This window comes from Variovorax sp. RCC_210 (assembly GCF_041355175.1).
GTDB lineage: Bacteria > Pseudomonadota > Gammaproteobacteria > Burkholderiales > Burkholderiaceae_C > Variovorax.
In genome coordinates, this window is sequence record NZ_JBFUPJ010000001.1 from 236,685 (window position 1) to 257,911 (window position 21,227).

Genomic DNA, 21,227 nt, shown 5'->3' on the forward strand with positions numbered 1-21,227 from the left:
TTGTACTTGCTGCACCCCGATGGACAGACAAGGACACCCCCTCATGCAACGCACCGACAGCCTGGCCGCCGCCAGCGCCTACTTCGACGGCGGCGGCTTCTTCGCCGACCTCCAGCGCCGCGTCGCCTTTCGCACCGAAAGCGACACCGGCGCCGTCACGCCCGCGCTGGAGGCCTACCTGCGCGATGAAATGATTCCGCCGCTCGCGGCGCTCGGCTTCAGCTGCGAGGTGGTGCCCAACCCGGTGGCCGGCGGCGGCCCTTTCCTCATCGCGCGCCGCGTCGAGGACCCGGCCCTGCCCACCGTCATGACCTACGGCCACGGCGACGTCGTGAGCGGGCAGGACGCGCAGTGGCAGGAAGGCCTTGCCCCCTGGGCGCTCACCGTGCGCGGCGAGCGCTGGTACGGCCGCGGCACCGCCGACAACAAGGGCCAGCACAGCATCAACCTCGGCGGGCTGGCCGCGGCCATCGAGGCGCGCGGCGGCCGCCTGGGCTACAACGTGACGTGGCTGGTCGAGATGGGCGAGGAAGCCGCCTCGCCCGGCCTGCACGCGGTGTGCGCGCAGCAGCGCGACCGGCTGCGCGCCGACCTGTTCATTGCCAGCGACGGGCCGCGCGTGAGCGCGGAGCGGCCCACGCTGTTCCTGGGCTCGCGCGGCGCCGTCAACTTCAGCCTGCGGCTGCGCGCCCGGCCGCGCGGCTACCACTCGGGCAACTGGGGTGGCGTGCTGCTCAACCCGGGCACCGTGCTCAGCCACGCGGTGGCCTCGCTGGTGGACGCGCGCGGGCGCATCCTGGTCGAGGCGCTGCGTCCGCCGCCGGTCAGCGAGGCCGTGCGCCATGCGCTGGCGAGCATCGCCATCGGCGGCGGCGCGGACGACCCCGCCATCGACGAAGGCTGGGGCGAGCCGGGCCTGAGCCCGGCCGAACGGCTGGTGGCGTGGAACACCATCGAGGTGCTGGCGCTGGGCGCGGGCTCGGCCACGCGGCCGGTCAACGCCATTCCCTCGGAGGCCGTGGCGCATTGCCAGCTGCGCTTCGTGGTCGGCACGCCGTGGCAAGACCTGCAGCAGATCGTGCGCGCTTATCTCGATGCGCACGGCTTCGGCCAGGTCGAGGTGGCCGTCACGCTCACCGGCGCGGCCACGCGGCTCGACGTGGAGAACCCCTGGGTCGGCTGGGCCCGCGAGTCCATCGAGCGCAGCAGCGGGCAGCGGCTCGACCTTCTGCCCAACCTCGCGGGCTCGCTGCCCAACGACGTGTTCGCCGATGTGCTGGGCCTGCCGACGCTGTGGGTGCCGCACTCGTACCCGGCCTGCGCGCAGCACGCGCCCAACGAGCACCTGCTCGCGCCGCTGGCGCGGGAGGGCCTGCGGATCATGGCCGGCCTGTACTGGGACCTGGGCGAGCCGGGGCGCGCGCCGTGGACGGCCGGGCGGGTTTCGCCGGCGGCTCCTGCTTCTTCTTCCAACTCCTGATACGCATACGACCGATGAACCTCACCGTTTCCCGCCGCACTGTCGGCCTGTTGCTCGGCGCCTGTGCCGTCCTGGGCGCGCAGGCGCCCGCTTTCGCCCAAGACACACAGGCCGCGCAGGCCACACAGGCCGCAAAGGACGCGCAGAACGCCTGGCCCGAACGCGCCATCAAGCTCGTCGTGCCCTTTCCACCGGGCGGCGGCACCGACCTGGTGGCGCGCGCGATGGGGCAGGCCCTGTCGGAGCGGCTCGGGCAGCCCATCGTGATCGACAACAAGCCCGGGGCCGCCACCATCATCGGCACCGACGCCGTCGCCAAGGCCGCGCCCGACGGCTACACGCTGCTGCTCTCGGGCTCGACCAGCTACAGCGTGAACCCGGCGTTGCGCGCCAAGCTGCCCTACGACCCGGTGCGCGACCTGGCGCCCATCGCCATCGTGGCGCGCACGCCGCTGGTGCTGGTGGTGGGCAAGGGCACGCCGTTTCATTCGGTGGCCGAGCTGGTCGCCGCGGCCAAGGCGCGGCCGAAGAGCATCCGCTACGCCACCTTCGGCTCGGGCTCGGGCCCGCACCTGGCGGGCGAGCTGCTGGCGCTGGCGGCCGGCATCCAGCTGCAGGACATTCCATACAAGGGCAGCAGCCAGGGGTCGATGGCCGTGATCGGCGGCGAGATCGAGGTCGGCATCGACACCGTGGCCGCCGTGGCGCCGCACGTGCGCTCGGGCAAGCTGCGCGCGCTGGGCATCGTGGGGGCCACGCGCTCCAGCATGCTGCCCGAGGTGCGCACGCTGGCCGAGCAGGGCCTGCCCGACGCCACCTTCGACGCCTGGTACGGCTTTGCCGCGCCGGCGCGCACCCCGGCGCCGGTGGTCGACAAGCTGGCACATGCGGTCACGGCCACCATGGGCAACGCCGCCTTGCAGGCGCAGCTGCGGGCGCAGGGCATGGAGCCGGTGGCCATCGGCGCGGCGGCGTTCCGCGCGCAGATGGAAGGCGAGATCTCGCGCTACCGCGCGCTGGCGCACCGCGCGGGCATTGCCGCCGAGTAGGACGCGGGCGCGAAGGGCGAAGGTGGCCCCGGCGCGGCGCGGGGCCGTGCCATCGGGCAAACTCGAAAACTGTTCGTTGCCCGCGCGGCGACAGGCCGTGCCGCTCGCCCGGCCCCCGGCAGATTCCATGACACAGACTTCGTCCCGCACCTCGGGTGCTTCTCGCGCCCGGTTCATCCTTCGCCGTTGCTTGCCGTTGGCGTTGCTGTGCTTTGCCGCCATGCCCGGCGCCCCTGCGCAGGCCGCGTCCACAGGCGCCTGGCCGCAGCGCCCGATCCGCGTGGTGGTGCCGTTTTCGGCCGGGGGCGGCAGCGACATCGTGGCGCGCGCGCTGGCGGGCGGCCTGGCGGCGCGGCTGGGGCAGCCGGTGTACGTCGAGAACCGGCCCGGCGCGGCCACGGTCATCGGCACGCAGTCGGTCGCCAGGGCCGCGCCCGACGGCTACACGCTGCTGCTGTCGGGCTCCACCAGCTTCAGCGTGAATCCCGCGCTGCGCAAGAAGCTGCCTTACGACCCGGCGCGCGACCTGTCGCCCGTCGCCATCGTGGCGCGCACCTCGCTGGCGCTGGTGGCGGGCCGGGGCACGCCCTGGCGTTCGCTGCCCGAGATGATCGCGCACGCCAAGGCCCACCCGGGACGCATCCGCTACGGCACCTTCGGCCCGGGCTCGGGCCCGCACCTGGCCGGCGAAATGCTCTCGGTGGCCGCGGGCATCCAGCTGCAGGCCATTCCGTACACCACCACCGGGCAGCTCGTGACGGCGGTGAACGGCGGCGAGGTCGAGCTCGGCATCGAGGTCGCTGGCGCGCTGGAGCCGCAGGTGCGCGCGGGCAAGATGCGCGCGCTGGCCGTGCTGGGCACGGCGCGCGCCAGTTCGCTGCCCGACGTGCCCACGCTCGCCGAGCAAGGGCTGGGCGAAGCCACCTTCGAGGCCTGGTTCGGCCTGGCCGCGCCGGCGCACACGCCGGTGGCGGTGGTCGACAAGCTGTCGCGCGCGCTGGCGGCCACCGTGCGCGATGCGGATGTGCGGGCGGCCCTGCGCGCGCAGGGCATGGAGGCCGTGTCGGTCGGCCCGGCCGCGTTCCGCAGGGAGGCCGACAGCGAAATTGCCCGCTACCGCATGCAGGCCAACCGGGCCGGCATCTCGGTGGACTGAAGCCACCGGGCCACAGCGTTACAGCGCCATGGCTCCGTGGCCCCGTGGCGCGCGGACTCAGGACGCCGCGAAGTCCCTCAGCGCGAACAGCACCGCATCGGGCGCCTCGCTCATCAGCGCATGGCCGGCCTGCACCGTCACCACCTTGCCATGGCGGGCCTTGGCCACCAGCGGCTTGGTGGCGCGCGGCGGCGTCATCTGGTCGGCCTCGCCCAGCAGGAACAGCACCGGGCACTGCACCTTCTCCATCGCCGCTTCGCCGTTGGCGTAGTCGTTGCAGGCCTTGAAGCCGATGTGGAACACGTTCGCTTCGCGGTTGCTCGCGAGCACGCGGCGCATCAGCGCGCGCGAACTGCCGTGCAGCCAGGTGCCCGGGCCCAGCGAGGAGGGCGGCGGCGCCATCATCGAGTGCGAGAAGGTGTTGACCATCGCGATGGCGCGTTGCGGGTCGTTGAGCGCGCCGTCGAGCAGTGCGGGCGACACCACCATCGGGTAGGCCGTGCCGACCATCGCCAGGTGCGTGACGCGCTCGGGCGCGCGCGCGGCGGCCTCCAGCGCAATCAGCGAGCCGAAGCTGTGGCCGACCAGCACCGCCTTCTGCACGCCGGCCGCGTCCAGCAGCGCAAGGACGAACTGGGCCGCGTCTTCCACGCTGGCGGGCGGCGGGCCTTCGCTCTTGCAGTGGCCGGGCAGGTCGACCGCGAGCACGTTCCAGCCGTGGTTGGCGAACCAGCGGCTTTGCAGGATCCACACGCTGTGGTCGTTCAGCACGCCGTGGATGAACACGACCGTGGGCTTGGCCGGGTCGAGGGGCTTGGCGCCGGTGTAGCAGTAGGTGGCGTGGCCGTTGACGGTGTAGTTCATGTCAGGCACCCGCCTTTTCAGCGGCCTTCAGCGCGCGCTTCAGGTCGTCGATCAGGTCGGCCGGGTCTTCCAGCCCGATCGACAGCCGAATGGTGCCCTGCGAGATGCCCGCGCCGGCCAGCGCCTCGTCGGTCATGCGGAAGTGCGTGGTGCTGGCCGGGTGGATCACCAGGCTGCGGCAGTCGCCCACGTTGGCCAGGTGGCTGAACAGCTTGAGCGCCTCGATGAAGGCCTTGCCCTGCGCGCGGCTGCCCTTGATGTCGAAGCTGAACACCGCGCCGGCGCCGCGCGCGCCGTGGCGCAGCAGCTTCTGCGCGAGCGCGTGGCTGGGGTGCGACTCGATCAGCGGGTGGCCCACGCGCGAGACGAACGGGTGCGTTGCCAGGAACTCGACCACCTTCTGCGTGTTGTCGATGTGGCGCTCCATGCGCAGCGGCAGCGTCTCGATGCCCTGCAGGATCAGCCATGCCGTGTGCGGGCTCATCGAGGCGCCGAAGTCGCGCAGCCCCTCGCGGCGCGCGCGCAGCAGGAAGGCGCCGACGGTGCTTTCCTCGCTGAAGACCATGTTGTGGAAGCCGTCGTAGGCCTGCGTCAGCTCGGCGAACTTGCCCGCGCTGCCGTCGGGGGCGTTTCGCGATGCCTTTTCCCAGTCGAAGCTGCCGCCGTCGACCACCACGCCGCCGATGACGGTGCCGTGGCCCGACAGGAACTTGGTCGCCGAGTGGTAGACCAGGTCGGCGCCCCAGTCGAAGGGCTTGATCAGGTAGGGCGAGGTGAGGGTGGAGTCGACCAGCAGCGGCACGCCGGCTTCGTGCGCGATGTCGCTCACGGCGGGAATGTCGAGCACGTCGAGGCCGGGGTTGCCCACGGTTTCGCCGAAGAAGAGCTTGGTCTCGGGGCGCACCGCGGCGCGCCAGCCGTCCAGGTCGCCGGGCTTCACGAAGGTGGTCTCGATGCCGAAGCGGCGCATCGTGTAGTGCAGCAGGTTCTGCGAGCCGCCGTACAGCGCCGTGCTGGCCACGATGTGCGAGCCCGCGCCCATTAGCGTGGCCACCGACAGGTGCAGCGCGGCCTGGCCGCTGGCCGTGGCGATGGCGCCGATGCCGCCTTCGAGCGCCGACACGCGCTGCTCGAGCACCGCGTTGGTCGGGTTGCTGATGCGCGAGTACACGTGGCCCGCGCGCTCCAGGTTGAACAGGGCCGCGGCGTGGTCGCTCGACTCGAACACGAAGGACGTGGTCAGGTGGATGGGCACCGCCCGTGCGCCGGTGACGGGGTCGGGCGAGGCGCCGGCGTGCAGTGCGAGGGTGTCGAAACCGGGGTCGGAATATCCGGGCATGGAGGCCTTTCTCTGTTGTCTCTATGGGGTCGCTGGGGGGCGCCGGGGGGCGCTGCGCACGGCCCGCGGCGCGCGCAATTCATGCGTGCGCGACAGGGGCGTGCGGGTCGGCGCCGATTGTGGGCTATATTCAAAAACGGTACGCCTGTACAGGCACCCCAGAGACACCCCAGCGACACCCCCTGAGATAGCCGAGATTGAGTCCCGAGAGGAGCACACGATGAAAGTCAGCGACATCCTTCGCGTGAAGGGCAATACGCTCTTCACCATCACGCCAGACGACCAGCTGGCAGAGGCCGCCAACACCATGGCGGAAAAGGACATCGGTTCGCTGGTGGTCATGGAGCACGGCGACCTGGTCGGCATGCTGACCTTCAGGGAAGTGATCGTGGCCATCGTCAACAACGGCGGCCAGGTCGGCACCACGCTCGTGCGCAAGGCCATGGACGACGCGCCCGTTACCTGCACGCTGGAAACCGACCTCGACGAAATCCGCCGCATCATGCTGGAGCGCCACGCGCGCTACATGCCCGTGATGGACCAGCGCATGCTGATGGGCGTGATCAGCTTCTACGACGTGGCCAAGGCCGTGGTGGACAGCCAGAATTTCGAGAACAAGATGCTCAAGGCCTACATCCGCGACTGGCCGGCGGAAGACGAGAGCAAGACCGGCTGACCTGCCGGTCTCGCTGCCACGTCACTCCTTGATGTTGGCGGTCTGCACGATCTTCTGGTTGCGGGCGTATTCCGCCTGCACGAACTTCCCGAACGACTCCGCCGTGCCGCTGCCCGGCAGCGCGCCTTGCTCCACGAGCTTGCTGCGCACGCCTTCTTCCTGCAGCACCGCGTTCAGCTCCTGGTTGATCTGCGCCACCACGGCGAGCGGCGTCCTGGCGGGCGCGAAGATGCCCGTCCAGCTCACCATGTCGAAGCCCTTCAGCCCGGGCATTTCGTCGAAGGTGGGCACGTTGGGCAGCGCGGCCAGGCGCTTGCTGCTGGTGATGCCCAGCGCCTTCAGGCGCTTGCCGTTCACGTGCGGAATGGCGCTGGTGCTCACCAGCATGGCCAGGTCGACCTGCTCGCCGATCACGTCGGTGGCAATCTGCGCGCCGCCGCGGTAGGGCACGTGCGTCACGAAGATGCCGCTGCGCTCCTTCAGCAGTTCCATGGCCAGTTGCAGCACGGTGCCCACGCCCGAGGTGGCGTAGTTGTACTTGCCGGGCTTGGCCTTGGCGAGCTTCACGAAGTCGGTGAAGGTCTGGGCCTCCAGGCCGGGGCGCGCCACCAGCACCATGGGCGCGGTGTTCAGCAGGCCGACCGGCGCCAGGTCCTTCAGCGGGTCGAAGCGAAACGCCGTGGGGTTGACCAGCTTGCCGATGGCGATGGCGCTGTCGGGCCCGACCACCAGCGTGTAGCCGTCGGGCGCGGCGTTCACCGCCTTGGCCACGCCGATGGCGCCGCCCGCGCCGCTCACGTTCTCGATCACCACCGACTGCTTCAGCCGCTCGCCCAGGCGCTGTGCCACGAGGCGCGCGTTGACGTCCACGCTGCCGCCGGCCGAGTAGGGAACGATCAGCGTGATGGGCTTGGCGGCGGGCCAGGCCTGCGCGAGCGCCGCGGTGGGAAGCGCGGCGATGGGCAGTGCGGCGCAGATTGCGGCTGCAAGAAGAAGGCGGCGAGGGGTGTTCATGGCGTGGGTCATCCGAGGGTCGGGGGAACGGCGGGGGTGGGTTCGGTGGCCAGGCGCGCGCGCAGCGAGTCGAAGGCGTCGCTCCATTGCGCGCGCCAGGCGCGGCGCTGGGTGTCGTCGATCCAGGCGCCGTCCAGGCCGTTGTGCATGAAGCCGCGCAGGTCGTCCAGCCCGAAGCCGAAGTCGCGCACCATCATCAGCCAGGCCTGCGTGGGCGTCACCTTGTGCAGCGTCGGGTCGTCGGTGTTGGGGTGGATGCGCAGGCCCAGGCCGGGCATGCGGCGAATCGGGTGGTCGAGCGCCCAGCGCTCCGGCGGCAGCGTGCGCAGGTAGTACGAGTTGGTGGGCACCACGGTGAAGAGAATGCCGCGCTCGGCGCACTGGCGGGCGAAGTCGGGCTGGTCGACCACCGTGTAGCCGTGGTCGATGCGGTCGACCTGCAGCACGTCGAGCGCGGTGCGCACGTTGGTCCAGGGCATGCCGAACTCGCCCGCGTGCGCGGTGGTCTTCAGCCCGGCCTTCTTCGCGTTGGCGTAGGCCTGGGTGAACAGCTCGGGCGGGCGGTCGTTCTCGCGGTAATCGATGCCGATGCCGATCACCTCGTCGCAGCGGTGCGCCTTCACCCACTCGACCATCTCCACCGCCGCCGCGGCGCTGGCCTCGCGGTCGATGGCGGCGATGAGGCGCCCGACGATGCCGAACTCCTGCTGCGCGTCGTGGATCGCCCGCACGATCGCGCCCTGCGCCAGGGCGTACGGAATGCCCGACGCGTGCACCGTGCCGGTCGGGTTCCAGAAGAACTCCGCGTAGCGCACGTTGTGCGAGGCCGCGTCCTGCAGGTACTCGAGCGTGAGCTGGTAGAAGTCGCCGGCGCTGCGCACCAGTTGCGCGTCGAGCGCGCGCAGCACGCGCAGCACGCCCACGGGCTTTTCGCCGCGCGTGTAGAAGCCTTCGATCTCGTCGGCCGCCAGCGGCGCGCCGGCGCGCTGGTTCAGCTGCTTGAAGGTGTCGTGGCGCACCGTGCCGAACAGGTGGCAGTGCAGCTCGACCTTGGGGATCGCGCGCAGGAAGTGCTCCAGCGTGAACGGGGCGAGGGTGGGGCTGTTCATCCGTGGCAGTCTAGTAATGAAGAAGCCATAAGGAAAATTTTGAATTTCTATAATTTGATTCACTGAATCAATGACCGATGCAACCAGGAGTGCCCATGGCCGCCTTGCCCCTGCGTGCGCTCACGCTGCGCCAGCTGCAGTTCTTCTCGGTGCTGGTCGAAGAAGGCCAGTTCGGCCGCGCGGCCAAGCGCCTGGCCATCACGCAGCCGGCGCTCAGCAACGCCATCAAGCAGATGGAAAAGCTGCTGGGCGCCGAACTGCTCACGCGCTCCACCCACCGGCTGGAACTCACGCCGGTGGGCGCCGAGGTGCTGGCGCGCACCGATTTCCTGGTCAACACCTTCGAGGTGGCGCTGCGCGACATCCAGAGCACGGTGCAGCGCGGGCGGGCGTTCGTGCGCATCGGCGTGATTCCCTCGGCCAGCGCGCGCGTGGCGGCTGCGGCGAGCGAGTTTCTTCAAGCCGGCCAGCGCGGCGGACGCGAGGTGGAGCTGGCCTGGCGCGATGCACCTTCGAACGCGCTGCTGGCCGAGCTGCGCAGCGGCCAGCTCGACATGGCCGTGGCCGCCATCACCGAGCCGCCGGGCGGGCTGACCTGCATCGACCTGTTCCGCGACCCGCTGGTGCTGGTGGTGCGGCGCGACCACGCGCTGGCGGCCGCCGGCGACGCCCAGTGGGAGGCCATCGGCAGGGAGCGGCTGGTGCTGTTCGAAAGCGGCAGCATGCCCGCGCTGGGCAACCCGGCGCGCGCCCAGTTCGCGCAGGGCGCGGAGCCGTACCGCGTGAGCTATTCCGAAACGCTCTACGCGCTGGTGCGCAGCGGGCAGGCGCTGGGTTTGATGCCGCGGCTGTACACCTCGTCGCTGCGCGACCCCGAGCTGGTGGTGGTGCCGCTGCTGAAGCCACGCGTGGAGCGCCGCGTGGTGCTGGCCTACCTGCCGGGGCCGATGCGCAACGTGGTGGCACAGGAGCTGATCGCGTTCCTGCGCGAGCGGCTGCCGCAGGCAGGGGAGCTGGCGGTGCGGCGGATGAGCAAGGCGCCGCGAACACGGCGTTGAGGCTCCAACGCCTCAGCCCATCTGCGCGTCGCGCCTGAAGCGCGCCAGCGTCCAGCCATCGCCCAGCAGGAACATGCGCGTGTGCAGGTCGGCCAGCGTGGCGCTGGCCACTTCGCGCCCGAGGTAGTTCAGCTGCTTGCGGCGCAGGTCGGCAAAGCCGGCCTCGTAGTGGCGCGACAGGCTGCGCCAGAGCGCGTGCGCGCCGTGCGACTGCCGTGCGCCGCTCATGAGGCAGATGCCCTGGTCCAGCGCCCACCGGTATACGGACGACGCCAGCCCGCGCCGCTGGTATGCCGGGTCGTACTGCGAATGCGGCGCCCGAATGTGGCGGTCGGCCTGGCGACCCAGTTCGACGAGTCGGTTGAACACGGTGTAGCCGACCAGCCGGTCGCGGCGCAGGTCCTCGATGTAGACGTACAGCTCGCCGTCGGCCTCGCGAAACCGCGCACGCAAGCCCGGATCGTCCAAGCCGAAGTGCGGCATCGCTTGCAGTCGGTCGCCCAGCGCGCGCATGCGCTCGCGTACCGGCACCAGCGTGTCGGCCGGCTTGGCCTTGCGCGGGTCGACGTCGATGCGCAACTCGAGTGGCCGTAGCAGCCACGCCGGCAGCACCGGGAAGAAGGGCTGTGGGAGCACCATGGGGTGCCTCACCGTGCAACCGCCGCTGCACGGCGCCCCTGCGTTTCCCGCGCTTGCGAAGGGCCCACCGCGCCACGCGGCACCACCAGCACGTCGCCCGTCGACCATCGCAGCACGCGCAGCGCCACGCTGCCGAACAGGAAGTCCATGAGCGCGCCGCGGTGCCGCTTGCCGACCACCAGCAGGTCGGCCTGGGTGTACTGCTGCTGCACGGCGGCCTGGCGCGCCGGGTCGCCGCGCCCGATGGAAGACACCACGCGGTTGCGCCGCGCGCTCGATGCGTCCGACAGCCACAGCATGCGTTCGCGCGCATGGCGGGCACAGGCGTGGCGGTAGGCGTCGATGACGTGGGCCGACACGTCCGCATAGCGCAGCTTGCCCTCGTGCATGGCGGTGAAGGCGTGGAACAGCTCGATCTCGGCCGCGCTGTCGAAGGCGCAGGCCAGGTCCACCAACGGGCGCGACGCGTCCATCAGATCGACGGCGACGAGGATGCGGCCGTAGCCGCCCGCGCGGGCGTGCAGCCGCGCGACCAGCACCGGGCGTTGCGCGGCCCGCAGCAGGCGCTCGGCGGGCTGGCCGTGGAAGAAGGCGCGCAGCGAGCGGTCGGGCTCGTCGCCGATCACGACGAGGTCGCACCAGCGGGCCTCTTGCGCCGCGCCGTCGAGGCTGCCGCTTGGGTCGTCGACCTTCTTCACGAGGATGCCGAAGCGCTCCGCCACCTCGAGGCACACCGCGCCCAGGCCTCGGGCCGCATCGGCGTCGGCCGGCCCGCTGAAGGCCGAGGGCGCGTACATGACCTTCAGCAGCGCGCCGTGCGCCGCCGCGATGGAGGCCGCGCGCACCACGGTGCGCAGGCCGTGCGCGGACAGGTCCGTCACCGCCAGGATCGATTGGATGTTCATCAAAGTTCTTTCCGCATGGCAAGGCCGGCCGCGACCGGGGTGAAGCGGCGCGGCGGGCGAATCAATCAGCTGGGGGAAAGCGCGGCGTGCCCGTGGTCGTGCACGGGCACGGGCGCGCTACCGCGCAAGGCTGGGGCCCGGCGGTCGAAGAAAGATGCTGAAGAAAAGGAAGGGGAGGCTGACCGCCGGGCTCAGAGATCTGCGAGGGTCTGGTGCGATTCCGCAGTCATCCGCGCAGTGAAGACTGCGCGCAATGTCTCGCGGATGGGTGCCTGGCGTTGCATGGGGCCCGAGTGTAGGAAGGCCTACGTGCAAGGGCAAACAATGGCCTCACACCTCTTGCCAGATTGAAGCGCGGTAGACCTGTGACGGCTAACCGTGCAGCTCTGCCGCCGCGTGGATCACCTCGCGCACGCGCGGGTAGATCTGCGCGTTCCACTTGCTGCCGCTGAACACGCCGTAGTGCCCCACGCCGGCCTGCAGGTGGTGTGTTTTCAGGTAGGGGCGGATGTTGGTGCACAGGTCTTGCGCCGCCACCGTCTGGCCCACGGCGCAGATGTCGTCGCGCTCGCCTTCCACCGTCAGCAGCGCGGTGCGGCGGATGGCGGCGGGGTTCACGGTGCGCTCGCCCACGGTGAGCACGCCGCGCGGCAGGTCGTAGGTCTGGAACACGCGCTCCACCGTCTCCAGGTAGAACTCGGCCGGGAGGTCGTTCACCGCCAGGTACTCGTCGTAGAAGGCGCCGATGGTGCGGGCCTTGTCGAGCTCGCCCTCGACCAGGTGGGTGACCATGTCCTGGAACTGCTTCTTGTGCCGCTCGGGGTTCATGCTCATGAAGGCTGACAGCTGCAGGAAGCCGGGGTACACGCGGCGCATCACGCCGGCATGCGGCCACGGCACGTGGCTGATGAGGTTGCGCCGGAACCACTCGATGGGCTTGCTGGTGGCCAGCACGTTGACGCCGGTGGGGTTGATGCGGCAATCGACCGGCCCGGCCATCAGCGTGAGGCTGCGCGGCGTGGCGGGGTTGTCGTCCTCGGCCATCAGCGCGGTGGCGGCCAGCGCGGCCACGCAGGGCTGGCACACCGCCACCATGTGCACGCCGGGGCCGATGGCCTCCAGGAACCTGATGAGCTGCAGCGTGTAGTCGTCCAGGCTGAAGCCGCCATGCCACAGCGGCACGTCGCGCGCGTTGTGCCAGTCGGTCAGGTACACGTCGTGGTCGCGCAGCAGCGTGCGCACGGTTTCGCGCAGCAGCGTGGCGAAATGGCCCGACAGTGGTGCAACCAGCAGCACGGGCGGGTGCACGGCGGCAATGTCCTTCCTGAAATGCAGCAGCGTGCCGAAGGGCGAGACGAGGGCGGTTTCCTCGTGCACGGCCACCTCGGTGCCCTCGGCGCCGGCCACCTGCACGCTGTCGATGCCGTAGGGCGGGCGCGTGTGCGTGAGGCGCATGCGCGAGAACACCTCGAACTGGGCGGCCATGCGCCGCATCATGGTGCGCTCGGTGCCGTCCTGCCACAGGGCCTTGCCCAGGTACTGCGACGCGAGCCGCGCCGGCGAGAGCAGGTCGGCTTGGTTCTGGTAGGCCCGGTACAGCATGCCCCTGCAGCAGGCAAGTTGCGGGCCAGCCGCATGGCATGGCGCTTGCACGCGGTGGTGCAACCTCAAGGAGCTTCCCGATGGCCAAACCCGTTCTCACCATCAGCAGCAAGAACTACGGCGCCTGGTCGCTGCGCGGCTGGCTGATGTGCAGGCTGGCCGGCCTGGAGTTCAGCGAGAAGGTCATTCCGCCCGACGACCCGGCCATGAAGGCCGAGATGCTGCTGCTGTCGTCTTCCATGCTCGTGCCCTCGCTGCAGCACGGCGGCGTGAAGGTGTGGGACACGCTGGCCATCGGCGAGTACCTGAACGAGATCAAGCCCAAGGCCGGCCTGCTGCCCGACGACGTGGCCGCGCGCGCCCATTGCCGCGCCATCTGCGGCGAGATGCACTCGGGCTTCGGCTCCATGCGCGGCGCGCTGCCGATGAACATCAAGGCCCATTTCAAGAACTTCAAGGTGTGGTCGCGCGCGCAGGCCGACATCGACCGCATCGTCGCCATCTGGCGCGAGTGCCTGAAGGCCTACGGCGGCCCGTTCCTGTTCGGCAAGCAGCCGGGCATGGCCGACGCGATGTACGCGCCGGTGGTCACGCGCTTTCTCAGCTACGACGTGGCGCTCGACAGCGTGTGCGCCTCTTACTGCAAGCGCGTGATGGAGCTGCCGGCCATGAAGGAATGGGTGGCCGAGGCGAAGAAGGAACCCGAGGAAATCGACGAGCTCGACGCGGAGTTCTGAGGCGCCCGCACCCGCCGATCTTTCAGCCGATGGCAACGGGTGGTGGCCCGAAGCCCGCCTGCGCCAGCTTGCGCTCGATGTTCTGCGCGGCCTGCCGCAGGTCGGCCAGGTGCGCCGCGACGATGTCGCGCTCGCTCTTCACCGCGGGCAGCCACGCGCAGCTCAGGCAACCCACCACGCGTTCGCCCAGGCGCAAGGGCACCGACACCGCGCCGAAGCGGTCGGGCGAATCCAGGCTGGTCGCGGTGGGGTCGCGCGCCACGTAGCCCAGGTCGCGCGCATGCGCCACCATGCGGCGGATGTTCTCGGGCCGCCGCGCGCTGCGGTCGAAGTCGTTGGGCGAACGCGCCAGCGCCGCCAGGATTTCGCGCCGCTCGTCTTCCGGGCAGAACGACAGGTAGCAGCGCCCCAGCGACGACAGCAGCATCGGCGGCCTGAAGCCCAGCGCGCGGTAGTTCACGGCCAGGCCGTTGCGCGGGCGGTCGGTGTCCAGGATGAGCATGGCCGTGCCGTCGCGCACGCCCAGGTCGATGGGCCAGGGCACCACGCGCTGCAGCGTGGCGCGCGCGGGCGCGGCCAGTGCGGACAGCCGCGTGCGCCATGCCACCACCGGTCCCGCCTGGCCGGTGGCCGAGGTGGGCACGTAGCGCTTGTCGACCTCGCTGCGCTCGGCCCAGCCCGCCTGCTGCAGCGTCTTCAGGATGCGAAGCAGCGTGGCCTTCGACAGGCCGGTCTGCCGGTGCAGCTCCTGCAGCGTGACGGCCGACGAGCGCTGGATGGCCAGCATCACGTCGAGCCCGCGCCGCAGCGCATCGATGGATTTCACGCTCTGCGCGCCTGCGGTGTCCGACATGCGGCCTCCCGAAAATGGTTCACTCGGTGAAACTATAGCTTCTGGCTTCGCGGTGCCGTTCCTAAAGTGCGACGACCTTCAACGTCGTTCCCACTGAAAGAAAAGAGCATGATGTTTCACCACCGAAACGCGGTCCGTGCCGCTGCAGGAGCCATTCTTTTGCTATGTGCCACGGCAGCGGCCACGGCGCAAGGCTGGCCCTCGAAGCCCATCACCATCGTCGTGGCCTACCCCGCGGGCGGCGACACCGACGCCATCGCGCGCACCTACGCCGAGAAGCTCTCGCAGCGCGTCGGCCAGCCGGTGCTGGTCGACAACCGGCCCGGCGCCAGCGGCATGATCGGCAACGTGTGGGTCGCCAAGGCGCCGGCCGACGGATACACGCTGCTGTTCACGCCCAGCACCTTTCCCATCGCGCAGCATGTGCTCAAGGCCGGCCCCGGCGTGGCGCACGACGTGGTGAAAGACTTCACGCCCATCGTCAAGACCGGCAACATCCCGCTGCTGCTGGTGACCGCGCCGGCCACCGGCATCCACAACGTCGCGCAGCTCGTGGCGGGCGCCAAGGCCGGCAACACCACCACCTACGGCACGCCGGGCGCGGGCTCGCCGATGCACATCGCGGGCGAGCTGCTCAACAAGGACGCGGGCATTGCCGCCACGCACGCGCCGTACCGCGGCGTGGCGCCGGTGGTCAACGACGCGCTGGGCGGGCACATCAGCGTGGGCTGGATCACGCCGGGCGCGGTGGCGGGCCACATCGCCGCGGGCAAGCTCGTGGCGCTCGCCGTGGCCGAGCGCCAGCGTACAAAGCTGATGCCGCAGGTGCCCACCTTCATCGAGCTGGGCTACAGGGACGTGGACGTGAGCGCCTGGATGGGCCTGCTCGGCCCCAGGGCCATGCCCGCCGACGTGGTGCAGGCGCTGAACAGGCACTTCAACGAGATCCTGAAGATGCCCGACGTGCAGGCCAAGATGGCCGCGCTCGGCATCGAGCCCGTGGGCGGCGCGCCGGCCGTGCTGGCGCAGCAGATTTCAGACGACGACCAGCGCTTCGGCAAGCTGGTGCGCGAGTTCGGCATTCGCGCCGATTGATGAACAAGGGAGACGATGCATGTTGAGCGAAGAAAAGAACCGCCTGCTGACCGAAGTGGGCCCCGGCAAGCCGATGGGCGACTACCTGCGCCGCTACTGGCACCCCGTCGCGGGCGCCAGCGAGTTCGACGACAAGGCCGTGAAGCCGCTGCGCATCCTGGGTGAAGACCTGGTGCTCTACAAGGACCTGGGCGGCAACTACGGCCTGGTCGACCGGCGCTGCCCGCACCGCAACGCCGACATGTCGTACGGCTACGTGGAGCAATGCGGCCTGCGCTGCAGCTACCACGGCTGGCAGTACGACGCCAGCGGCCAGTGCGTGCACCAGCCCTTCGAGGAAACGCTGGACCCCGGCGCGCGCATGCGCAAAAACACGAAGATCAAGGCCTACCCGGTGCAGGAAAAGGCCGGCCTGCTGTGGGCCTACATGGGCCCGCTGCCCGCGCCGCTGCTGCCCGACTGGGAGCTGTTCAATTGCAGGAACGGCTTCGCGCAGGCGGTGTTCGCGGAAATTCCGTGCAACTGGTTCCAGTGCCAGGAGAACTCCATCGACCCGGTGCACTTCGAGTGGACGCACAACAACTGGACCACGCGGCTGCAGGGCGACGAGGGGCCCTACGTGCCCACGCACCTGAAGCTGGCCTTCGAGGAGTTCGAGCACGGCTTCGTCTACAAGCGCCTGCGCGGCGGCGAGCGCGAGGACAACGTGATGTGGACCACCGGGCGCGTCACGCTGTGGCCCAACGGCTTCTTCCTGGGCCACCACTTCGAATGGCGCGTGCCCATCGACGACCACCACACGCTGAGCGTGCTGTGGGTGCTCAGCCGCGTGCCGAACGAGCAGGAGCCCTATGTGCAGCAGCGCATCCCGTCGTGGTACGGCCCCATCAAGGACCCGGTGACGGGCCGGTGGATCACCAGCCACGTCGCCAACCAGGACTTCGTGGTGTGGGTGGGGCAGGGCGCGGTCACCGACCGCACGCGCGAGAAGCTGGGCCAGAGCGACAAGGGCATCGTGATGATGCGGCGCCGCTTCTTCGAGGAAATCGAGGCGATGCAGTCCGACCCCGCGCACGAGCCCAAGGGGCTGATCCGCGATGCTGAAAGGAACCGCGATGTGTTCCTGCCTTCAGCGTGCCGCGACGAGATGATCCACGGGCTGCCGCGCGAGCAGCTGGCGGCGCACCCACTGCTGGGGCCGTACCTGAAGGACTTCTTCGGGCAGGCCGGGCAACCCGACGATGTGCGCGCGGCCTACGAGCAGGCCATCGGGCAGAAGGTCGAGGGCGCGACCTTCTTCAAGGTGCACGGTGCGGGAGCCGAGGCCGAGGCAGCGAAGGAAGAAGAGACGGCCGAAAAGAAGACGGAAGAGAAAACAGAAGAGAAAACAGAAGAAAAGGCAGCCTAGCGGTTCAGTGCCGGAACATCCGCAGGTCGAGCGCGCTTTCCTCGCCCAGCCACATGGCATGCGCCGTGTGGTCGGCGAAGTCGTCGCCGGTCAGGCCGTGCACGAACACGTCGAGACCGTCGCGGTTGGCGTCGAGCCAGCCGATGACCTGGTCGAACTGGCCGGCGTCGAAGGCGAGCTGGCAGCTCCAGTGCGGGTGCGGCCCCACCAGCCGCTCGTGCACCCGGCCGACCACCACCATCAGCTCGCGGCCCGCGCGCTCGACCAGGGCGCGGGCCTGCGCGAGCGTGGCGGGTGCGAAGTAGATGTGGGCGTGGTACTGGGGGTAGAGGTTTTCGGGGCGGCGCGGCATGGTGGGCGCATTGTGGCCCGAAGTGCGCCGAGATGCCTCCACCTGCCTTGCGCGCCCCTGGAGAACTTGCCGCTCCAGGTGAAAACGCCCGCTGTAGCGAAACACGTCGCCGAACCAGCGGTGGCGCAGGCGCATCCGCATGGTGAAGTGGTCGGCGTCGTGCGGATCGGGGCGCTCTTCCACGTACGCGGTGCCCAGCAGCAGCCCCAGCGGCAGCGCGATGCGCAGCCCGGCAATGCGCCAGACATAGCCCAGGTCACGGAAAACCAGCGCGCCTTCTTCCTCGCTCACGGCCAGCCGCATGCCGACGCCGAAGCGCACGTACTCGATCACCTCGGTGCCGCGCCGCACGTCATGCGCCATGTGCGAACGGAAGTGAAAGGGCGGCTTGCCGGCGAAGTGGAAGACGCGGTTCCAGTACAGGTGCGCGTTGCCGGGGTGGCAGCGGTAGTGCACGTCGATGGGCACGTTGCTGCCCGTGTGCGGCACCAGCGCGCCGAAAAGCCGGCCGAAGGGCATCAGCAGCGCGGCCCAGGGCGCATGCCAGACCTCGCTCATCACGCCGCGCACGCACACCTTGTCGTCGGAGAACGGCGCCATCGTGTAGTGCCGGCGAACCACGTCGCCGAGTTGGTCCCACGCCGGGCCCAGCACCTGCTGGAAGACGGGTTGCCGTGTCATCGTGCGGCCTGCGCGATGGCGGTCGTGGCTTCGCTGCGCGCCTTGTAGAAGCGCAGGATGTTTTCCGAGCCGTTGCCCAGCAGGGCCTGCAGCACGCGGTCCGCGTACCAGTTGAAGCGCGTGCTCAGCCGCCACGACACGTCGATGCGCAGGTCGGTGCCGCCGTCGCGCGGAGTCAGCGTGTAGGTGGTGTCGCGCAGGTCGAAGTACTGGCCGCCGATCATCACGTGGTCGTCCAGCGCGCCGGCGGGAAATGATTCGGGCGTGAAGCGGTAGCGCCACTTCAGCACGCGCTCGGGCTGCCACTCGGTGATGATTTCTTCGAAGTGCACGTTCTTCTGCCACTGCACCTGGCGCACGCGGCCGCCGGGTGTGTCGACGGTCACGCCCGACACCGGCATCGGCACGCCGATGCGGTAGGCCCAGGCCTCGCCGACCTCGGCGGGCTGTATGTCGCGCGCCTCGTTCAGCGAATGCCACACGCGCGCGGCCGGCGCCGCGATGAAGAGCGTGCGCGAGGTCTGCGAAAACTGGTCGGGGTTGGGCAGCTGGGGCTCGATGCCGCCCAGCAGCAGGGGCACGAGCGCAAAGCCGTACAGCGCGGGCCTGGGCCAGTTGGTGATGCGGCACACGATGCCCATCGCCAGCCCGCCGACGCTGCCCATCACCGCGAACAGCGGAACGATGACGATGGCGCAGATGATCCCCTCGATGAACACCGCCAGCGTGCCGGTGACGAACAACGCCGTCGCCACCCACGGCGCCCACAGGTAGTAGCCCCAGCTGCGCCGCTCGATGCGCTCGGCCAGGTACACCGTGACCCCGCCGCACACCGCGGGCACGAAGTACACGAAAGAACCCAGCATCGGCGAGAAGCGGTGCCCCGGCCCGCCGCTGAACACGATGCGCAGCACCAGCGCGACGAGCGCGCCCGCCAGCATCGGCCAGAACCATGCGAAGGGCATGCGCCGCTGCGGTTCTTCCGGCATGTCGGCGAGCCTGCTTTCCTCGGTGTCGTTGTGCATGAAAGAACCTTCTCCTCGTTGCGTTGTCTTGTTTTTTGCGTGCGGGCCCGGTCAGTCGGCGCAGCGCCTGGCGGTGACCATGCAGTAGTCGAAGTCGCGCCAGAACATGCCCAGTGCCAGCGCGCAGTAACTCGCCACGATGTGCTTGCGCCGCCACGGGCTGAGCTTGCCGCGGGCCTTCCACAGCTCGGCCAGCGTGAAGCGCGTGGCCAGCACCGGGATGTGCAGCGCGCTGGGTGCCACCCGCCAGCGCAGCGACTTCACTTCGATGTCCTCGAAGCCGTGCGCGCGCAACGCCGCGACGAAGTCGTCGCGCACGGCCAGCGTGGGCACGGCCCAGCTGTCGGCCCACAGGCGGTGCAGCCAGCCGGCCAGGCGGCCCGGTTCGCGCCGCAGCAGGAAGCCGTCGACCACGGCCAGCCGCGCGCCGGGCTTGAGCAGCCGTGCGGCCTCGCGAACGAAGCCGGCCTTGGCCGTGCCGTCGGCGTAGCAGGCGCTCTCGACGGCCCATGCGCCGTCGGCCTGCGCCGCGGGCAGGCCGGTGCGGGTGTAGTCGGCCTCCAGGTGCGCCATGCGGTCGGCCACGCCGGCGGCGGCGTCCAGCCTGGCGGCGATGCGGTTCTGCACGGCCACGTTGGTCACGGTGATGGCGTACAGAGACGGGTCGTCGCCCACCAGCGTGCGCGCGGTGGCGCCGGCGCCGCAGCCCAGGTCGAGCACGCAGCGGCGCGGCGTGCTGCCTTGCGGCGGCTGCGGAAGCTGCAGCGCGCGGCCGATGACGCGGTTCATTTCCACCAGCATGCCCTCGCGCCGCAGCGGGTTCAGGCCGGCGCGCCAGAAGCCGAAGTGCATGTTGTAGCTGGGGCTCCAGGCGCTGTAGTCGACCGCCACTTCGGTGAAGTAGTGCTGGGTGTCTTCGGCCGTGATGGAGGCGCTGGCGTGGCCGGACGGGGCGTTCGTCGGCATACCCTGCGGTACGCGGAAGTCGGGCTGGAAGACGGTGGGCATGGCAGTTCCCTCGCTGGTTGGTTCTTCGGTTTTCAAAGGCGGCAGCTGCCGTCGTGGCAAGAAGGCGCGATGCGCCCGGCCAGCCGGTTGGCCAGCCAGCGCGGAATGCGGTAGCGGTTGCGCGCCAGCAGCGCATAGGCGCGGTCGGCCAGCGGCGCGACGAGCGGCAGGTCGAGCAGGAAGCCGCCGCTGGAAAGCCCGACCGCCGTGCGGCACAGGCGAATGGCCGGCACGCCGACGAACACGCGGCCGTCGGCGTCGGCCATGTGGATGGCGGCCATCAGCGCCTCGCGCGGCGCCGGGCCGGCGTCGAAGCCCGGTGGCGAGCAGTCGACCAGCTGCAGCCGGCCGGCCGTGTCGCGCGCCTTCATGTTGCCCATTTCGGCGGAGCAGATCGCGCAGCTGGCGTCGAAAAAAATCGTGAACGGATAGCTCGGTGCGGCGGTGTGGCTCATGGTGTTCTTGGTTCTCGATATTTCTGTTAAAACAGAAATTGAGGGACAAAAAAAGGGAGGTTCAGATCATGGGGAGGCTGGCGTGGTGGGCATCCGGGTCTTCGCCCTTGTTGCCTTTGTCGCCGCTGCCGTCCTTGCCGTCCTTGCCGGAGGCGATGGCGTCGCCACGCACGAACTTCTGCACGCTCGCGCCCAGCGTCAGCACCTTGTCGAGCGTGCCGGGCGACAACCGCAGCATTTCGTCGGCCCAGGTGGCCAGCTTGTCCATCAGCTCCATGGTGGAGCGGATGCGGTCCTGCGCATCGGCCGGTTCCTTCTGGAAGTCGGGGCTGGACACCAGCTCGCGCAGCACGCGCACGGTGGGGTCGAACTCGCGCTCCTTGCGCTCGCGCACCACGGTGCGAAACAGCTCCCACACGTCGACGCTGGTCTCGAAATAGTCGCGCCGGTCGCCCAGCGTGTGGGTGATGCGCACCAGGTTCCACGCCTGCAGCTCCTTCAGGCTGTTGCTGATGTTGGAGCGCGCCACGCCCAGCGTGTCGGACAGCTCCTCGGCGTTCATGGGCTTACCGTGCGCGAAGAGCAGGGCGTGGATTTGCGAGACCGTGCGGTTCACGCCCCACATGGAGCCCATTTCGCCCCAGTGCAGGACGAACTTGCGTTGAATGTCGGTGAGTTCCATGGCGTCGAGTTTATGATTTGCGAAATTTCTGTCAATAGAG

Annotated in this window: 21 protein-coding genes and 1 pseudogene; 8 read left to right on the top strand and 14 right to left on the bottom strand. The window is 69.8% G+C overall.

Annotated elements, in window-relative coordinates; genetic code table 11:
* Positions 1-43: 43 nt before the first annotated feature.
* The 3 genes from AB6807_RS01145 to AB6807_RS01155 all read left to right on the top strand — a co-directional run bounded on the left by AB6807_RS01145 (position 44) and on the right by AB6807_RS01155 (position 3,685).
* Complete coding sequence (locus tag AB6807_RS01145; protein WP_371083198.1) at positions 44-1,480, top strand: M20 family metallopeptidase; 1,437 nt, start codon at positions 44-46, stop codon at positions 1,478-1,480.
* A gap of 14 nt (positions 1,481-1,494) precedes the next feature.
* A complete protein-coding gene (locus AB6807_RS01150) occupies positions 1,495-2,529 on the top strand; it encodes a Bug family tripartite tricarboxylate transporter substrate binding protein (RefSeq protein ID WP_371083199.1) in 1,035 nt (344 codons plus the stop codon).
* A 220-nt stretch (positions 2,530-2,749) separates the two neighbouring features.
* Positions 2,750-3,685, top strand: a complete 936-nt coding sequence (locus tag AB6807_RS01155) for a Bug family tripartite tricarboxylate transporter substrate binding protein (RefSeq protein ID WP_371083200.1) — start codon at positions 2,750-2,752, stop codon at positions 3,683-3,685.
* A gap of 57 nt (positions 3,686-3,742) precedes the next feature.
* Here the strand turns inward: AB6807_RS01155 and AB6807_RS01160 are convergent, their stop codons facing one another.
* Together AB6807_RS01160 and AB6807_RS01165 are read right to left on the bottom strand one after the other, a co-directional pair.
* Complete coding sequence (locus AB6807_RS01160; protein WP_371083201.1) at positions 3,743-4,549, bottom strand: alpha/beta fold hydrolase; 807 nt, start codon at positions 4,547-4,549, stop codon at positions 3,743-3,745.
* A 1-nt stretch (position 4,550) separates the two neighbouring features.
* Positions 4,551-5,888: an O-acetylhomoserine aminocarboxypropyltransferase gene (locus AB6807_RS01165; RefSeq protein ID WP_116908060.1), complete on the bottom strand. Its 1,338-nt coding sequence runs from the start codon at positions 5,886-5,888 to the stop codon at positions 4,551-4,553.
* Positions 5,889-6,108: 220 nt separating this feature from the next.
* On the opposite strand from AB6807_RS01165, the gene AB6807_RS01170 reads away from it, so the two are divergent.
* A complete protein-coding gene (locus AB6807_RS01170) occupies positions 6,109-6,564 on the top strand; it encodes a CBS domain-containing protein (RefSeq protein ID WP_116908059.1) in 456 nt (151 codons plus the stop codon).
* Between the two features lie 21 nt (positions 6,565-6,585).
* Here the strand turns inward: AB6807_RS01170 and AB6807_RS01175 are convergent, their stop codons facing one another.
* Entirely contained in the window at positions 6,586-7,578 is a 993-nt protein-coding gene (locus AB6807_RS01175) for a Bug family tripartite tricarboxylate transporter substrate binding protein (protein WP_371083202.1), read from the bottom strand.
* A gap of 8 nt (positions 7,579-7,586) precedes the next feature.
* Positions 7,587-8,687 carry an adenosine deaminase gene (locus AB6807_RS01180; protein WP_371083203.1) on the bottom strand — a complete coding sequence of 367 codons (1,101 nt, stop codon included), beginning with the start codon at positions 8,685-8,687 and terminating at the stop codon, positions 7,587-7,589.
* A 95-nt stretch (positions 8,688-8,782) separates the two neighbouring features.
* Between AB6807_RS01180 and AB6807_RS01185 the strand changes: the two genes are divergently transcribed.
* A complete protein-coding gene (locus AB6807_RS01185) occupies positions 8,783-9,745 on the top strand; it encodes a LysR family transcriptional regulator (RefSeq protein WP_371083204.1) in 963 nt (320 codons plus the stop codon).
* A 12-nt stretch (positions 9,746-9,757) separates the two neighbouring features.
* Here the strand turns inward: AB6807_RS01185 and AB6807_RS01190 are convergent, their stop codons facing one another.
* From AB6807_RS01190 to AB6807_RS01200, 3 genes are all read right to left on the bottom strand, one after another.
* Complete coding sequence (locus AB6807_RS01190) at positions 9,758-10,384, bottom strand: N-acetyltransferase (RefSeq protein WP_371083205.1); 627 nt, start codon at positions 10,382-10,384, stop codon at positions 9,758-9,760.
* Positions 10,385-10,392: 8 nt separating this feature from the next.
* A complete protein-coding gene (locus AB6807_RS01195) occupies positions 10,393-11,289 on the bottom strand; it encodes a universal stress protein (RefSeq protein ID WP_371083206.1) in 897 nt (298 codons plus the stop codon).
* Positions 11,290-11,661: 372 nt separating this feature from the next.
* On the bottom strand, positions 11,662-12,891 hold the full coding sequence (locus AB6807_RS01200; RefSeq protein ID WP_371083207.1) for a polyhydroxyalkanoate depolymerase: 1,230 nt from the start codon (positions 12,889-12,891) through the stop codon (positions 11,662-11,664).
* An 80-nt stretch (positions 12,892-12,971) separates the two neighbouring features.
* On the opposite strand from AB6807_RS01200, the gene AB6807_RS01205 reads away from it, so the two are divergent.
* A complete protein-coding gene (locus AB6807_RS01205) occupies positions 12,972-13,628 on the top strand; it encodes a glutathione S-transferase family protein (protein ID WP_116908052.1) in 657 nt (218 codons plus the stop codon).
* A gap of 22 nt (positions 13,629-13,650) precedes the next feature.
* Here the strand turns inward: AB6807_RS01205 and AB6807_RS01210 are convergent, their stop codons facing one another.
* Complete coding sequence (locus AB6807_RS01210; protein ID WP_371083208.1) at positions 13,651-14,481, bottom strand: helix-turn-helix domain-containing protein; 831 nt, start codon at positions 14,479-14,481, stop codon at positions 13,651-13,653.
* A 108-nt stretch (positions 14,482-14,589) separates the two neighbouring features.
* Here AB6807_RS01210 and AB6807_RS01215 point away from each other — a divergent pair, with 108 nt between their 5' ends.
* Positions 14,590-15,576 carry a Bug family tripartite tricarboxylate transporter substrate binding protein gene (locus tag AB6807_RS01215; RefSeq protein WP_371083209.1) on the top strand — a complete coding sequence of 329 codons (987 nt, stop codon included), beginning with the start codon at positions 14,590-14,592 and terminating at the stop codon, positions 15,574-15,576.
* Positions 15,577-15,595: 19 nt separating this feature from the next.
* Complete coding sequence (locus AB6807_RS01220; RefSeq protein ID WP_371083210.1) at positions 15,596-16,984, top strand: Rieske 2Fe-2S domain-containing protein; 1,389 nt, start codon at positions 15,596-15,598, stop codon at positions 16,982-16,984.
* Between the two features lie 4 nt (positions 16,985-16,988).
* Here AB6807_RS01220 and AB6807_RS01225 read toward each other — a convergent pair whose 3' ends face one another.
* The 6 genes and pseudogenes from AB6807_RS01225 to AB6807_RS01250 form a co-directional block, all read right to left on the bottom strand.
* Positions 16,989-17,336, bottom strand: coding sequence for a DOPA 4,5-dioxygenase family protein (locus tag AB6807_RS01225; RefSeq protein WP_116908048.1), 348 nt, complete (start codon positions 17,334-17,336; stop codon positions 16,989-16,991).
* Positions 17,337-17,429: 93 nt separating this feature from the next.
* Positions 17,430-18,017 (bottom strand): annotated as a pseudogene (locus tag AB6807_RS01230) (DUF4166 domain-containing protein); the annotation flags it as partial.
* Entirely contained in the window at positions 18,014-19,042 is a 1,029-nt protein-coding gene (locus AB6807_RS01235; RefSeq protein ID WP_371083211.1) for an SRPBCC domain-containing protein, read from the bottom strand. The pseudogene AB6807_RS01230 and the gene AB6807_RS01235, both read right to left, overlap by 4 nt.
* 51 nt (positions 19,043-19,093) lie before the next feature.
* The gene (locus AB6807_RS01240; RefSeq protein ID WP_371083212.1) at positions 19,094-20,050 is read right to left on the bottom strand and encodes a cyclopropane-fatty-acyl-phospholipid synthase family protein; all 957 of its coding nucleotides are present in this window, start codon (positions 20,048-20,050) and stop codon (positions 19,094-19,096) included.
* Positions 20,051-20,082: 32 nt separating this feature from the next.
* Positions 20,083-20,505, bottom strand: a complete 423-nt coding sequence (locus AB6807_RS01245) for a thiol-disulfide oxidoreductase DCC family protein (RefSeq protein WP_371083213.1) — start codon at positions 20,503-20,505, stop codon at positions 20,083-20,085.
* 61 nt (positions 20,506-20,566) lie between these two features.
* Positions 20,567-21,187, bottom strand: a complete 621-nt coding sequence (locus AB6807_RS01250) for a GbsR/MarR family transcriptional regulator (protein ID WP_116908043.1) — start codon at positions 21,185-21,187, stop codon at positions 20,567-20,569.
* Positions 21,188-21,227: the final 40 nt, after the last annotated feature.

Excerpts from the sequence above, each read along its gene's own strand:
- AB6807_RS01150 (WP_371083199.1), top strand. The coding sequence starts at position 1,495 with ATGAACCTCACCGTTTCCCGCCGCACTGTCGGCCTGTTGCTCGGCGCC.
- AB6807_RS01210 (WP_371083208.1), bottom strand. The coding sequence starts at position 14,481 with ATGTCGGACACCGCAGGCGCGCAGAGCGTGAAATCCATCGATGCGCTG.
- AB6807_RS01205 (WP_116908052.1), top strand. The coding sequence starts at position 12,972 with ATGGCCAAACCCGTTCTCACCATCAGCAGCAAGAACTACGGCGCCTGG.
- AB6807_RS01225 (WP_116908048.1), bottom strand. The coding sequence starts at position 17,336 with ATGCCGCGCCGCCCCGAAAACCTCTACCCCCAGTACCACGCCCACATC.
- AB6807_RS01215 (WP_371083209.1), top strand. The coding sequence starts at position 14,590 with ATGATGTTTCACCACCGAAACGCGGTCCGTGCCGCTGCAGGAGCCATT.
- AB6807_RS01170 (WP_116908059.1), top strand. The coding sequence starts at position 6,109 with ATGAAAGTCAGCGACATCCTTCGCGTGAAGGGCAATACGCTCTTCACC.
- AB6807_RS01250 (WP_116908043.1), bottom strand. The coding sequence starts at position 21,187 with ATGGAACTCACCGACATTCAACGCAAGTTCGTCCTGCACTGGGGCGAA.
- AB6807_RS01165 (WP_116908060.1), bottom strand. The coding sequence starts at position 5,888 with ATGCCCGGATATTCCGACCCCGGTTTCGACACCCTCGCACTGCACGCC.
- AB6807_RS01155 (WP_371083200.1), top strand. The coding sequence starts at position 2,750 with ATGCCCGGCGCCCCTGCGCAGGCCGCGTCCACAGGCGCCTGGCCGCAG.
- AB6807_RS01240 (WP_371083212.1), bottom strand. The coding sequence starts at position 20,050 with ATGCCCACCGTCTTCCAGCCCGACTTCCGCGTACCGCAGGGTATGCCG.
- AB6807_RS01160 (WP_371083201.1), bottom strand. The coding sequence starts at position 4,549 with ATGAACTACACCGTCAACGGCCACGCCACCTACTGCTACACCGGCGCC.
- AB6807_RS01145 (WP_371083198.1), top strand. The coding sequence starts at position 44 with ATGCAACGCACCGACAGCCTGGCCGCCGCCAGCGCCTACTTCGACGGC.
- AB6807_RS01220 (WP_371083210.1), top strand. The coding sequence starts at position 15,596 with ATGTTGAGCGAAGAAAAGAACCGCCTGCTGACCGAAGTGGGCCCCGGC.
- AB6807_RS01180 (WP_371083203.1), bottom strand. The coding sequence starts at position 8,687 with ATGAACAGCCCCACCCTCGCCCCGTTCACGCTGGAGCACTTCCTGCGC.
- AB6807_RS01185 (WP_371083204.1), top strand. The coding sequence starts at position 8,783 with ATGGCCGCCTTGCCCCTGCGTGCGCTCACGCTGCGCCAGCTGCAGTTC.
- AB6807_RS01235 (WP_371083211.1), bottom strand. The coding sequence starts at position 19,042 with ATGCACAACGACACCGAGGAAAGCAGGCTCGCCGACATGCCGGAAGAA.
- AB6807_RS01245 (WP_371083213.1), bottom strand. The coding sequence starts at position 20,505 with ATGAGCCACACCGCCGCACCGAGCTATCCGTTCACGATTTTTTTCGAC.
- AB6807_RS01195 (WP_371083206.1), bottom strand. The coding sequence starts at position 11,289 with ATGAACATCCAATCGATCCTGGCGGTGACGGACCTGTCCGCGCACGGC.
- AB6807_RS01190 (WP_371083205.1), bottom strand. The coding sequence starts at position 10,384 with ATGGTGCTCCCACAGCCCTTCTTCCCGGTGCTGCCGGCGTGGCTGCTA.
- AB6807_RS01175 (WP_371083202.1), bottom strand. The coding sequence starts at position 7,578 with ATGAACACCCCTCGCCGCCTTCTTCTTGCAGCCGCAATCTGCGCCGCA.
- AB6807_RS01200 (WP_371083207.1), bottom strand. The coding sequence starts at position 12,891 with ATGCTGTACCGGGCCTACCAGAACCAAGCCGACCTGCTCTCGCCGGCG.